General features: G+C 66.5%; 12 protein-coding genes. 7 read left to right on the top strand and 5 right to left on the bottom strand.

The genetic code is table 11. The annotated features are described in order from the left end of the window. The first annotated feature begins 228 nt into the window (after positions 1–228). The 7 genes from purB to DBR10_RS01420 all read left to right on the top strand — a co-directional run bounded on the left by purB (position 229) and on the right by DBR10_RS01420 (position 8,811). Positions 229–1,539: an adenylosuccinate lyase gene (gene purB / locus DBR10_RS01390; protein WP_108505472.1), complete on the top strand. Its 1,311-nt coding sequence runs from the start codon at positions 229–231 to the stop codon at positions 1,537–1,539. 2 nt (positions 1,540–1,541) lie between these two features. Next, positions 1,542–2,282: a 2OG-Fe(II) oxygenase family protein gene (locus tag DBR10_RS01395; protein WP_108505471.1), complete on the top strand. Its 741-nt coding sequence runs from the start codon at positions 1,542–1,544 to the stop codon at positions 2,280–2,282. Then, positions 2,272–2,775 (top strand): DNA-deoxyinosine glycosylase, encoded by a 504-nt coding sequence (locus DBR10_RS01400; RefSeq protein WP_108505470.1) that lies wholly within the window; start codon positions 2,272–2,274, stop codon positions 2,773–2,775. Before DBR10_RS01395 ends, DBR10_RS01400 begins: the two co-directional genes overlap by 11 nt. A gap of 84 nt (positions 2,776–2,859) precedes the next feature. Next, complete coding sequence (locus tag DBR10_RS01405; RefSeq protein ID WP_108505469.1) at positions 2,860–4,869, top strand: M13 family metallopeptidase; 2,010 nt, start codon at positions 2,860–2,862, stop codon at positions 4,867–4,869. A 95-nt stretch (positions 4,870–4,964) separates the two neighbouring features. Further along, positions 4,965–6,341 carry an ethanolamine ammonia-lyase subunit EutB gene (locus DBR10_RS01410; RefSeq protein ID WP_108490239.1) on the top strand — a complete coding sequence of 459 codons (1,377 nt, stop codon included), beginning with the start codon at positions 4,965–4,967 and terminating at the stop codon, positions 6,339–6,341. Then, positions 6,338–7,132, top strand: coding sequence for an ethanolamine ammonia-lyase subunit EutC (gene eutC / locus DBR10_RS01415; protein WP_108490238.1), 795 nt, complete (start codon positions 6,338–6,340; stop codon positions 7,130–7,132). The genes DBR10_RS01410 and eutC overlap by 4 nt, the downstream gene beginning before the upstream one ends. Before the next feature lie 182 nt (positions 7,133–7,314). Then, the gene (locus DBR10_RS01420) at positions 7,315–8,811 is read left to right on the top strand and encodes an amino acid permease (protein ID WP_108505468.1); all 1,497 of its coding nucleotides are present in this window, start codon (positions 7,315–7,317) and stop codon (positions 8,809–8,811) included. A 45-nt stretch (positions 8,812–8,856) separates the two neighbouring features. On the opposite strand, the gene DBR10_RS01425 is transcribed toward DBR10_RS01420, so the two are convergent. From DBR10_RS01425 to DBR10_RS01445, 5 genes are all read right to left on the bottom strand, one after another. Further along, positions 8,857–9,438, bottom strand: a complete 582-nt coding sequence (locus tag DBR10_RS01425; protein ID WP_108505467.1) for a YceI family protein — start codon at positions 9,436–9,438, stop codon at positions 8,857–8,859. Between the two features lie 111 nt (positions 9,439–9,549). Beyond that, the gene (locus DBR10_RS01430) at positions 9,550–10,026 is read right to left on the bottom strand and encodes an SRPBCC family protein (RefSeq protein WP_108505466.1); all 477 of its coding nucleotides are present in this window, start codon (positions 10,024–10,026) and stop codon (positions 9,550–9,552) included. Then, entirely contained in the window at positions 9,986–10,369 is a 384-nt protein-coding gene (locus tag DBR10_RS01435; protein WP_108489592.1) for an ArsR/SmtB family transcription factor, read from the bottom strand. Before DBR10_RS01435 ends, DBR10_RS01430 begins: the two co-directional genes overlap by 41 nt. Before the next feature lie 105 nt (positions 10,370–10,474). Beyond that, positions 10,475–11,494, bottom strand: a complete 1,020-nt coding sequence (gene ilvC, locus DBR10_RS01440) for a ketol-acid reductoisomerase (RefSeq protein WP_108505465.1) — start codon at positions 11,492–11,494, stop codon at positions 10,475–10,477. A gap of 251 nt (positions 11,495–11,745) precedes the next feature. Then, the coding region (locus DBR10_RS01445) for an RcnB family protein (RefSeq protein ID WP_233243160.1) at positions 11,746–12,442 on the bottom strand (697 nt) is incomplete at its 5' end.

The raw sequence follows: 12,442 nt of genomic DNA on the forward strand, positions 1-12,442 counted from the left end.
CATCGGCATGGTCAAGCACATGAAGGAACGGGCGGTGGCCCAGGCCTGAGGGCAGGACGATACTCGCCCCCTCCGGATGCTGCGCATCCTCCTCCCCCAAAGGGGGAAGATGAGAAGCGCTGACGTCATCTTCCCCCTCTGGGGGAGGAGGGCCGAAAGGCCCGGAGGGGGCAAGTTTCCGCCAGACTACCTTGACTCACCGGCCCCATCGGCCGAAACGCCCCGTCCATGATCAGCCGTTACGCCCGCCCCGAAGCCGCCGCCATCTGGTCCAGCCAGACCAAGTACAAGATCTGGTTCGAGATCGAGGCCCATGCCGCCGACGCCATGGCCGAGCTGGGGGTCATCCCCAAGCTGTCGGCCGAGACGATCTGGGAAAAGGGTCGCGACGCGGTCTGGGACAGCGACCGCATCGACGAGATCGAGCGCGTCACCAAGCATGACGTCATCGCCTTCCTGACCCACGTGTCGGAAATCGTCGGCCCCGAGGCGCGCTTCCTGCACCAGGGCATGACCAGCTCCGACGTGCTGGACACCTGTTTCGCCGTCCAGCTGTCGCGCTCCACCGATCTGCTGATCGAGGGCGTCGACCTCCTGCTGGCCGCTCTCAAGCGCCGGGCGATGGAACACAAGATGACGGTCTGCGTCGGTCGCAGCCACGGCATCCATGCCGAACCAGTCACCTTCGGGCTGAAGCTCGCCGGCTATTACGCCGAGTTCCAGCGCGCCAAGGAGCGCCTGGCGATGGCCAAGTTCGAGGTCGCCACCTGCGCCATCAGCGGCGCCGTCGGCACCTTCGCCAATGTCGATCCCCGCGTCGAAGAACATGTCGCCAAGATGATGGGCCTGACGGTCGAGCCGGTTTCGACCCAGGTCATCCCCCGCGACCGCCACGCGGCCTATTTCTGCGCCCTCGGCGTAGTGGCCTCGTCGATCGAACGCCTGGCCACCGAGATCCGCCACCTGCAGCGCACCGAGGTTCTGGAAGCCGAAGAGCCCTTCGATCCGGGCCAGAAGGGCAGCTCGGCCATGCCCCACAAGCGCAACCCGATCCTGACCGAGAACCTGACCGGCCTGGCCCGGCTGGTCCGCTCGGCCGTGACCCCGGCGCTGGAAAACGTCGCCCTCTGGCATGAGCGCGACATCAGTCACTCGTCGGTCGAGCGCGGCATCGGCCCGGACGCCACCGTCCACCTCGACTTCGCCCTGCGCCGTATGGCCAGCGTCATTGAGCGCTTCAACATCTATCCCGAGAACATGGCCAAGAACCTCGACAAGCTCGGGGGCCTGGTGTTCTCGCAGCGGGTCATGCTGGCCCTGACGCAAGAAGGCGTCAGCCGCGAAGACGCCTATGCCGCCGTGCAGGGCAATTCGATGAAGGTGTGGCGTGGCGAAGGCAAGTTCATCGACTTCCTCAAAGCCGATCCCGTAGTCTCCAAGGCCCTGTCGGACAGCGTTCTCGAAGAGCTGTTCGACTACGGCTATCACACCAAGAACGTCGACGTGATCTTCCGCCGCGTGTTCGGCGAACAGGGCTGAGGATGAGCGAACCGCCGGTCCTTCGCCTCAATCCGGCGCTGGATCCGGCGGCCTTTGCCCCGGCCTATGCCCGCGACGGGCTGGTGCGTATCCCCGAGGTGTTCGAGCCGGCGGTCGTCGACCGTCTGGCCGGTATCCTGGAACAGACCCTCGACTGGGATGTCATCTGCTCCACCGAGACCGGTGGGGCCGAGATCATGGATCGTGCGCGCCGGGCCCAGCTGGGTCCGGATGCGGTGGCCGGCCGGCTGCATGCAGCGACGCTGAAGGCCCGCAGCGGCTTTGCCTATGTCTATCTCGGCTATCCGATGATCAACGCCTATGTCGACGGCCGCGATCCGGGGCACCCGATCCACGCCCTGACGGCGTTCCTCAACAGTCCCGACTTCATCGCCTTCGGCGCAGCGGTGACCGGCGAGACAACGATCACCAAGGTCGACGCCCAGGCCACCCTCTATCGTCCGGCCGACTTCCTGACCCTGCACGATGATACCGGCGTGGGTGAGCGGCTGGCGGCCTATACCCTGGGCCTGACCCGCCACTGGCGGCCCGACTGGGGCGGGCAGCTGCTGTTCCATGACGCCAACGGCGACGTCGAGCGCGGCTTTGCCCCGGCCTTCAATGTCCTGACCCTGTTCAGGGTGCCACGCGCCCACTCGGTGGCGCCCGTAGCCCCCTATGCCGGCGCGCCGCGCCTGACCGTTACCGGCTGGCTGCGGAACGACCCGCCCAATGGCCGCTGAGCGCAAGCGCGGCTTTCCGCCCGTCGTCGATGCCCGGACCCGCCTGCTGATCCTCGGCAGCCTGCCCGGCGAGGCTTCGCTTGCCGCCGGCGAGTACTACGGCAACCCGCGCAACACCTTCTGGCGGCTGCTTGAACAGGTACTTGAGCGGCCGCTGGTGGTTCTGCCCTATTCCGACCGCCTGCAGGCCCTGCTGGAGCGGCAGGTCGGATTGTGGGACGTGATTGCCGAGGCCGAGCGCCGCGGCAGCCTGGATGCGGCAATTCTCGATCCCGCCGCCAATGACCTGCCCGCCCTGATCGACACCCTGCCGCAGCTCGAGACGGTGGCCTTCAACGGCGCAACAGCGGCCCGGTTGGGCCTGCGCGGGCTGGCAAGCGTCGGTCGCCCCCTGAGCACCCTCGCCCTGCCCTCCTCCAGCCCGGCGCATGCCGCCGTGACCTTCGAACAAAAAGCTCAGGCCTGGGCCGGACTGCGCAAGGCTCTCGCCTGAATCCACGCACATTACAGCGTTTTCATCTGCTTTGCGGGCCCGCTTGGGGCAGCATCCGCGCCAATCCGGGGAGAGACTATAATCATGCGTTTGATACTGCTGGCCGCGAGCTCGGCCGTCGTTCTGTCACTGGCCGTTCCGGCCGCCTTTGCCGCTGAACCGGCCAAGCCAATGTACGGGACCTGGGGCGTGGACCTCACGGCGCGCGATCAGTCGGTGAAGCCGGGCGACAACTTTGACAAGTACGTCAACGGGGCCTGGGAGGCCCGCACCGAGATCCCCTCTGACCAGGCTTCGGCGGGTGCAGGCTACGACGTCTACAACCGCTCGCAGGATCAACTGCGCACCCTGATCGAAACGGCCGATGCCTCGACCCAGATCGGCGGGCTCTACAAGAGCTTCATCGACGAGGCCCGGCTTGAGGCGCTGGACGCTGCACCGCTGAAGGCTGACCTGGCCAAGATCGCCGCGATCACCACCAAGGCCGACTTCGCCCTGGCCATGGGCCGGGCGCACGGCGGCGTCGGGTCCGACATCTTCTCGCTGGATATCTATCCGGACGCCAAGAACCCCGAGATCAATACCCTCTATATCGGCCAGTCGGGCCTGGGCCTGCCCGACCGCGACTACTATCTGACCGACGGTTTCAAGCCGCAGCTGGAGGCCTATACGGCCTTCATCGCGCGGGCCCTGACAATGGTCGGCTATGCCGATCCGGCCAAGAGCGCCGCCGATGTCGTGGCCTTTGAGACGGCCATCGCCAAGGCCAGCTGGGCCGTCGCCGATCGCCGCGACATCGACAAGGTCTATAACCCGGTCACCCAAGCCGAACTCGCGGCCTATGCGCCGGACTTCCCTTGGACGGCCTATCTGGCCGCGGCCGGGATCAAGGATGTCGCCAAGCCGGTGCTGGGCGAAAAGACCGCCGTGCGCGACATTGCCGCCCTTTACAATGCGACCCCGCTCGAGACCCTCAAGGCCTGGCAGACCTTCCATTCCATCCAGGAAATGTCGCCCTACCTCTCGAAGCGCTTCGTCGACAGCCGCTTTGAATACACCAAGGCCCTCAGCGGCCAGTCGACCCAGCGCCCCCGCTGGAAGCGCGGCGTCGTCCTGGTGGACGGCAGCCTCGGCGAGGTCGTCGGCCAGACCTATGTCGCCAAGTACTTCCCGCCATCATCCAAAGCCAAGATGGTCGAGCTGATCGCCAATCTGAAGAAGGCCATGGCCGCCCGCATCGACGGCGCGCCCTGGATGGCCGCCGCCACCAAGGCCGAGGCCCAGACCAAACTGGCCAAGATGGACGTCATGGTCGGCTATCCCGACAAGTGGCGCGACTATTCGGGTCTGAAGATCGACGCCACCGACCTCTACGGCAACGTCAAGCGCAGCAGCGCCTTTGAGTGGGCCTATGCCCTCGGCGATCTGGGCAAGCCGGTCGACAGCAGCAAGTGGGCGATGACCCCGCAGACCGTCAATGCCTACAACGGCGGCCTCGAGAACAAGATCGTCTTCCCGGCCGGCATCCTCCAGGCCCCCTATTTCGATCCCGCAGCCGACCCGGCCGTGAACTACGGAGCCATCGGCGCGGTGATCGGTCACGAGATCAGCCACGGCTTTGATGATCAGGGCCGCAAGATCGACGCCAAGGGGGCCCTCCGCGACTGGTGGACGGCCGAAGACGCCAAGCGCTTCGAGGCCCAGGCCGATATCCTCGGCAAGCAGTACGACCAGTACGAGCCTGTTCCGGGGGCCAAGATCAACGGCAAGCTGACCATGGGCGAGAACATCGCCGACCTCGCCGGCCTGCAGGTCGCCATCGACGCCTATCACGCCTCGCTGGGCGGCAAGCCTGCGCCGGTGATTGACGGCATGACCGGCGACCAGCGCCTGTTCCTGGCCTTCGCCCAGGCGTGGCAGGAAAAGTCACGTCCGGACTCGCTGAAGCAGCAGATGGCCTCTGATCCGCACTCGCCCTCGTCGTTCCGTGTGATCGGCCCGACGCGCAATGTCGATGCCTGGTACACCGCCTTCGGCGTCAAGCCGGGCGAGGCCTACTATCTGTCGCCGGAGGCCCGCTCGCGGGTCTGGTAGCAACAGCTGAACATCCGTGTGGCATCAGCGGGGGCGTGGCGATCACGCCCCCGCTTTTGTTTGTCGGTGGGCCGGATAGCAGGCAGGGTCTGAGCATGATCTATGCGCGCGCCGTGGCTGGAACCCGCTTCGTCTTCGATGGCCTGGCCGATCTGATGGCCAAGGCCTCCCCCCTGCGCTCGGGCGACGTTCTGGCCGGCCTTGCTGCGACCAGCGCCCAGCAGAATATCGCCGCCCGCATGGTGCTGGCCGACACCCCGCTGAGCACCTTCCTGAGTGAAGCCCTGGTCCCCTACGAGCGCGATGAGGTCACACGGCTGATTCTCGACACCCATGACGCGGCCGCCTTCGCCCCGGTCGCCGGCCTGACCGTCGGCGGCTTTCGCGACTGGCTCTTGTCAGAGGCCGCCACGCCCGCCGTCCTGGCCCGGCTGGCACCCGGCCTGACGCCTGAGATGGCGGCCGCCGTCAGCAAGATCATGCGCAACCAGGACCTGATCCTGGCGGCCAGCAAGTGTCAGTTGACGACGCGGTTTCGCAACACCATCGGCCTGCCAGGGACCATGGCGGTTCGCCTGCAGCCCAACCACCCGACCGACGATCCCGCCGGGATCACCGCCTCGATGCTGGACGGCCTGATGTATGGCTGTGGCGACGCGGTGATCGGTATCAACCCGGCCAGCGACAATCTCTCGATTCTGGGTGACCTGATGCGCCTGATGGACGACCTGATCCAGCGCTTCGAGATCCCCACTCAGTCCTGTGTGCTGACCCATGTGACCAGCGCCATCGAACTGGTCGAACGGGGAGCACCGGTTGACCTGGTCTTTCAGTCCATCGCCGGGACACAGGCCGCAAACGCCAGCTTCGGCGTGACCCTCTCGCTGCTTCAGGAGGGCCTCGACGCAGGGCGGTCGCTGAAGCGCGGAACCATCGGCGACAACGTCATGTATTTCGAGACCGGTCAGGGCTCGGCCCTGTCGGCCGGCGCACACCACGGCGTGGACCAGCAGACCCTTGAGGCCCGTGCCTATGGCGTAGCCCGGGCGTTCGAACCGCTTTTGGTCAACAGCGTGGTCGGCTTCATCGGCCCCGAGTACCTCTATGACGGCAAGCAGATCATCCGGGCCGGGCTGGAGGATCATTTCTGCGGCAAGCTGCTGGGCGCGCCGCTCGGGGTGGACGTCTGCTACACCAACCACGCCGAGGCCGACCAGGACGATATGGACACCTTGCTGACCCTGCTGGCCACGGCGGGAGTGACCTTCATCATGGGCGTGCCGGGGGCCGACGACGTGATGCTGAACTATCAGTCCACCTCGTTCCACGACGCCCTCTATGTGCGCGAACTGCTGGGCAAGACCCGCGCACCCGAGTTTGAGGCCTGGCTGGCGCGCCTGCGGATCACCGGCCCGGACGGTCGACTGGCACCGGCCAGCGCCGGTCATCCCCTGCTGACGGCGCGCGCATGAACAGGCCACCGTCAAATGTGCCGCCCGATCCATGGAGCGCCCTGCGCGCCCACACGCCCGCCCGCATTGCTCTGGGCCGCAGCGGCGCCAGCCTGCCCACCCAAGAGGTGCTGGCCTTCGCCCTGGCCCACGCCCAGGCCCGCGACGCGGTGCATACGAGCTTTGAGGCCCAGGCGGTCGGCGAGGCCATCGCCTCCCTCGGCCTGGAGACGCTGCAGGTCGCCAGCGCTGCGCCAGATCGCGCCACCTATCTGCGTCGGCCTGACCTTGGCCGGCGACTGTTGGAAACCTCTCGCGACGCTCTCAAACTGCAGACGCGTGGGCCGGCGGATCTGGTCATCGTCGTCGCCGACGGCCTGTCCAGCACTGCTGTCCACACCCACGCCGCGCCCCTGATCGCCGCCCTGCTACCCCAGGTCCATCAGCAAGGCTGGTGCCTGGGGCCTGTCGTCATAGCCCGTCAGGCCCGGGTGGCACTGGGCGACGAGGTCGGCGAGATCTTCGGTGCGCGACTGGTCCTGCTGCTGGTCGGCGAGCGGCCGGGTCTGTCCTCACCCGACAGCCTGGGTGCCTATCTGACCTTCGCCCCGCGCGTGGGCCTGACCGATGAAGCCCGCAACTGCGTCTCCAACATCCGCACCGAAGGACTGTCCTACGAACAGGCTGCCTTCAAGCTGGTGTGGCTGGCGCGTGAGGCACTGCGCCTGGGCGAAAGCGGCGTGGCCCTGAAGGACGAGAGCGACACCGCCCAACTGGCCCCGCCAAGGCCTGCGCTCTCGCCCCAGCCCTAGCGCAGGGACCGAAAAGGTCGCCGCGGCGCGGGCAGAGATGACATGGTTTTGCACGCCGCCCGCTCCAGGTGCCGAAATTGTAAACGCCAATCGCCGAAAGCCGGTTTACCGCCCTGCCGGAGTCGCCGCCCCCCGGCCCCGCGCGCAACCTTGGATGAAGCTTCGCATTCAGGGGGACCACGATGAGCGAACCAGCAGCCGGGGGCGGCGTCAGTTATGAAAAGGTCGATGCGGCCTATTTCGACAAGCGGGGCCTGAAGCGATACGCGGGCGTATTCTCGCTTTGGGCTCTGGGCGTCGGCGCGGTGATCTCGGGCCAGTTCTCGGGTTGGAACCTGGGCATGGGCGTCGGGGGCTGGGGTGGCATGCTGGTAGCCACGCTGATCATCACGGTGATGTATCTGGGCCTGACCTTCTCCATCGCCGAAATGGCGGCGGCCCAGCCCCATACCGGTGGGGCCTACAGCTTCGCACGTTCGGCCATGGGCCCCTGGGGCGGCTTCATTACCGGCCTCTGCGAGAATGTCGAATATGTGCTGACGGCCGCTGTCGTGTGCTTCTTCATCGGCAGCTATCTGGGCGGAATCTTCGAGACTCCCGCCTGGGCCCAGCCGCTCTACTGGATCGGGGCCTATGTTGTCTTCGTCGGCCTGAACGCCGGCGGCGTGGCGATGTCATTCCGGTTCACCGTGGGCATCACCCTGCTGGCCTTGGCCTGCCTTGTCGTGTTCTGGGTCAGCGCCCTGCCTCACGCCGACTTCGCCAGATACGCCCTCAATGTGGGTCCCGGCGGAACCGAGTTGCCGGAGGGGCATGGCCCCTTCCTGCCGGCCGGCATTGGTGGGGCCCTGGCTCAATTGCCGTTTGCTGTCTGGCTGTTCCTGGCCATCGAGCAACTTCCCCTGGCGGCCGAGGAATCCCACACGCCCCAGCGCGACCTGCCCAAGGGCATTATCCTGGGCATGCTGACCCTGATCGTCTCGGCCCTGCTGGTGCTGTGGCTGAATGCTTCGATCCCGGCTGGAACCTTTGCCCTGTCCAAGTCGGGCGAGCCGATCCTGGACGGCTTCCGCGCCATCTATGGCGGCGGGGCCCTGGCCAAGGTTCTCGCGGCAGTAGCCGTGGCGGGCCTGGTGGCCAGTTTCCACGCCATCATCTTCGCCTATGGCCGGCAGATCTACTCGCTGTCGCGCGCCGGCTACTTCCCCCGTGCCCTCTCAGTGACCCACGGGGTGCGCAAGACGCCGGACGTTGCGGTGATCACCGGCTCGCTCGCAGGCCTGGGCGTCCTGCTGGCCGTGTGGTTCATCATGGGAGCCGAAAAGGGCGCGGCCGTGATCGGCGGCACCCTGCTGAACATGGCCGTGTTCGGGGCCATGCTGTCCTATGTGGCCCAGGGGGCCTCGTTCATCCTGCTGCGCCGGAACTTCCCGGACATGGAGCGCCCGTACAGGAGCAAGTTCGGCCTGGCGGGTGCGGGCCTGACGGTGGTGATCTCGCTGGTAACGATCTTCTACCAGCTGAAAGACCCCATCTATCGGGCCGGGGTCATCGGCGTCGCCGTGTGGTTTGCAATCGGCATCGCCTATTTCGCCGCCTTCGGCCGCAAGAAGCTGGTGCTGTCGCCTGAGGAGGCCTTCGCCATCAGCGGCGGCAAGAGCGCCTACGAGACACACTGACAAGCCGGCCGGACGCAGAGCGGCCCCTGCGTCCGGCTTCAGGCCCTATTGGGCGACGGCGAGGGCCTCGATACGGATGGCCACGCTGTCGCCGATCATCCCGGCGGCCGACGCGCTGCCAAAGGCCTTGCGGCTGACCGTGCCGGTGATGGTGAAGCCGGCCTGCTGCTTCTGGCTGTTGGGCGACTTGCCGATCTTGTTCAGCTTGACGTCGAGGGTGACCGGCTGGGTCACACCCATGATCGTCATGTCGCCGGTGACCCTGGCAGTGTCTGCCCCGGTCTTTTCCACCTTGGTCGACTTGAAGGTCATGGTCGGCGACTTGACCGCATTCAGCCAGCGCTCGCCCTTCAGGTGCTCGTCGCGGGTGGTGTTGGCAGACAGCAGGCTGTCCACATAGACCGTCGCCTCGACCCGTGACTTCTCCGGCGCGGCTTCATCCAGCCAGATCGTGCCTTCCGACTTCGCAAAGATGCCGATCACCGAGTTGAAGCCGAAGCGGTCGATGACGAAGGTGGTTTCGGTATGGGCCTCGTCGAGCTTGTAGGCGACCTCGGCGGCCATGGACGGCGCGGCGGCGGCCGACAGGGCGGCACCGGCGAACAGGGCGGCAAGCAGGCGTTTCATGGGGCGTCTCCTTCGTCATTCCCGGACGGGACCGCGCGGACCTTCCCGCGCGGTCGGAGACTCTGCAAGCCGGAAACGGGGTCTGTGTTCCAAACCGGGCGCGGCCGGGGCTCAGGCCACGCCTTCGGCGAGCAGCTCGTCCAGTTGCTCGAACTGCAGCGGCAAGCCCGCCGCCGAGCCCTGCAGGGCTTCGTCGCAGGCCGCCTTGCTGGGATAGAGCTCGCTGAGGGTCAGAAGGGTCTTGCCGCCCTGATCCTCGAACATGACGGTCGTCACCGTGATCTCGCCGCTCTCCTCATTGGTCCAGACGATGCGCGAGGGCGGGGTGACGTCAGTGTAGGTGCCGTAAAACGCCATCGCATTGGCCGCGTCCAGGCCGAACTCAAGGCGATAGCCGCCGCCGGTGCGGACATCCATCTCGCAGGCCCGCAGGGGCACGCCCAGGGCCTTGGGCACCCACCAGCGCTGGAAGAGGTCGGCCCTGGACCAGGCCTCGAACACAAGCTCGACCGGGCCGTCGAACAGCCGGGTCACGACCAGTTCCAGGTCAGATTTCCGTACTACCACCGTCTTGTTCATTCCGGCCATTGGCTTCCTCCCGCGCCTTCAGTTCCGTGACGACCTCGTCCAGCGCATCGAAGCGCAGCGCCCAACGTTGCCGGTACTTCTCGATCCATGCCGCCTCGGCCTCCAGCCCGCCCGGGGCCAGCCGACAGGTCCGGACGCGGCCGGTCTTTTCCGTCACCACCAGTCCAGCGTTTTCCAGCACCGCGACGTGCTTCTTCATGCCCGTGAGGGTCATGCCGAACCGCTGGGCCAGATCCGTGATCGAGGCCTCGCCGCGCCCGAGCTGCTCCAGCACGCTCCGACGGGTGGCGTCCGAAAGCGCGGCAAAGGTGGCATCTAGCGGGGCGAACTTATACTGAACCATTCGGTTCACTATTGGGCCCGATCCGCCCCGATGCAAGCCCGAAAATGAAAAACCCCCGACCTTGCAAGGCCGGGGGCTTCAGAGTCGCTAACTGGATTGCGTGGCCTAGTTCTTGGCTTGGTCGACCAGCTTGTTCTTGGCGATCCACGGCATCATGTCGCGCAGGCGGCCACCGACCTCTTCGATCTGGTGCTCGGCCGAACGGCGACGGGTCGCCTTGAAGCTCGGCTGGCCGACAGCGTTTTCCAGCATGAAGTCGCGGACGAACTTGCCCGACTGGATGTCTTCCAGAACGCGTTTCATCTCGGCCTTGGTCTCCGGCGTGATGATGCGCGGACCGGTGACATACTCGCCGTACTCGGCCGTGTTGCTGATCGAGTAGTTCATGTTGGCGATGCCGCCTTCATACATGAGGTCGACGATCAGCTTCAGTTCGTGCAGGCACTCGAAATAGGCCATTTCTGGCGCATAGCCGGCTTCCACCAGCACTTCGAAGCCGGCGCGGACCAGCTCGACCGTGCCGCCGCACAGAACGGCCTGTTCGCCGAACAGGTCGGTTTCGCACTCTTCGCGGAAGTTGGTCTCGATGATGCCCGAGCGGCCGCCGCCGATGGCGCTGGCATAGGCCAGGCCCAGGTCGTGGGCGTTTCCGGTGGCGTTATGATGCACCGCGATCAGGCAGGGCACGCCGCCGCCCTTCTGGTATTCGCCGCGCACGGTGTGGCCGGGGCCCTTGGGCGCGACCATCAGCACGTCGATGGTGTCCTTGGGCTCGATCAGGCCGAAGTGAACGTTCAGGCCGTGAGCGAACAGCAGGGCTGCGCCGTCGCGGATGTTGGGGGCGATGTCGTTCTTGTAGATCGCGGCCTGGTGCTCGTCGGGAGCCAGGATCATGATCAGGTCGGCCCAGGCTGCGGCCTCGGCCACGGTCATGACCTTCAGGCCCTCACCTTCGGCCTTCTTGGCCGTGGCCGAGCCGGCGCGCAGGGCGACGGCGACGTTGCTGGCACCCGAGTCCCGGAGGTTCAGGGCGTGCGCGTGACCTTGCGAACCATAGCCTACGATCGCGATCTTCTTGTCCAAGATGCGGGCGAGGTCGGCGTCGCGATCATAATAGACGCGCATGTTTTTTCTCCAAGGACTGGTCAATCAGGCCGAACCGCGCAACGGCGGAGCGACAAAGGCCGGGCGTTTGAGCGTTTTTTTGCCGTTTCGTCAAGGTGCGGCGCACCATTGCCAGGACAGCGACGCTCCCCCGCGCAGGTTTTAGCGCGTGCGCGGCGCAGGCGCCACGCCGGGCAGCCAGATCCCGTAGTTTCGCCCATGAAAAAGGGCTCCCCGCATGGAGGAGCCCTGTCATCATCCGGGAGGTCCGGCTACCAGAAGAGGCTGTAATAGACGCTCAGCACCTGGCCACTCCAGACATCGACCAGAATGGCGTCATCGCCCACCCGGACCCACTCGCAGCCGATCGGCGGCTGGGGCAGGCCGTAGCGATACCAGTCCAGATAGTAGGCGCTGGAGTACCAGCCGCCCGGCAGATAGTCGCCGAACGTCCAGCTGCGCACATACCAGCCGCGCGGATAGCGGTAGGCCCCGAGCCGGAACCGCTGTGAAGAGTGGAAGCTGGGCCGGTAGGAACGCTGGTCATAATAGGAGCGGCCACGGTCGCGGTCGCGATACTGGCCGCCATAGCCGGGCCGGCCGCGATCTTCGTGCCGGCGATCCCAGCCGCCGGAATTCCAGCCGCCGCGATCCCATCCGCCGTAGCGATCACCGCCCCGTCCATCCCGGTCTCGTCCATCGCGGTCACGGTCGCCACGGTTCCAGTCCTGGCCGCCACGGTTGTCGTTGCGATTGTCGTTGCGGTCGCCGCCCGGACGGCCCTGGTCGGGACGGCCCTGATCAGGACGGCCGCCCTGATCGCCACGGCCCCAGTCACGACCGGCACGGTCATCACGGCCCCGGTCATCGCGGCCCCAGTCGCGGCCGTCCGAAGGACGCGGCTGCGGGGCCTGCGGAGCCTGGGGTGCCGGCGGGGCCTGGGGCGGAGCCGGCGCCCCAGGCTCCGCA

Origin of the sequence: Caulobacter sp. HMWF025, from assembly GCF_003060965.1 — a bacterium.
Classification (GTDB): Bacteria; Pseudomonadota; Alphaproteobacteria; order Caulobacterales; family Caulobacteraceae; genus Caulobacter.

Coding starts and splice junctions, on each gene's coding strand:
- DBR10_RS01430 (WP_108505466.1), bottom strand. CDS start 10,026: ATGGCCGGAATGAACAAGACGGTGGTAGTACGGAAATCTGACCTGGAA.
- purB (WP_108505472.1), top strand. CDS start 229: ATGATCAGCCGTTACGCCCGCCCCGAAGCCGCCGCCATCTGGTCCAGC.
- DBR10_RS01435 (WP_108489592.1), bottom strand. CDS start 10,369: ATGGTTCAGTATAAGTTCGCCCCGCTAGATGCCACCTTTGCCGCGCTT.
- DBR10_RS01405 (WP_108505469.1), top strand. CDS start 2,860: ATGCGTTTGATACTGCTGGCCGCGAGCTCGGCCGTCGTTCTGTCACTG.
- DBR10_RS01420 (WP_108505468.1), top strand. CDS start 7,315: ATGAGCGAACCAGCAGCCGGGGGCGGCGTCAGTTATGAAAAGGTCGAT.
- DBR10_RS01410 (WP_108490239.1), top strand. CDS start 4,965: ATGATCTATGCGCGCGCCGTGGCTGGAACCCGCTTCGTCTTCGATGGC.
- DBR10_RS01395 (WP_108505471.1), top strand. CDS start 1,542: ATGAGCGAACCGCCGGTCCTTCGCCTCAATCCGGCGCTGGATCCGGCG.
- DBR10_RS01425 (WP_108505467.1), bottom strand. CDS start 9,438: ATGAAACGCCTGCTTGCCGCCCTGTTCGCCGGTGCCGCCCTGTCGGCC.
- DBR10_RS01400 (WP_108505470.1), top strand. CDS start 2,272: ATGGCCGCTGAGCGCAAGCGCGGCTTTCCGCCCGTCGTCGATGCCCGG.
- eutC (WP_108490238.1), top strand. CDS start 6,338: ATGAACAGGCCACCGTCAAATGTGCCGCCCGATCCATGGAGCGCCCTG.
- ilvC (WP_108505465.1), bottom strand. CDS start 11,494: ATGCGCGTCTATTATGATCGCGACGCCGACCTCGCCCGCATCTTGGAC.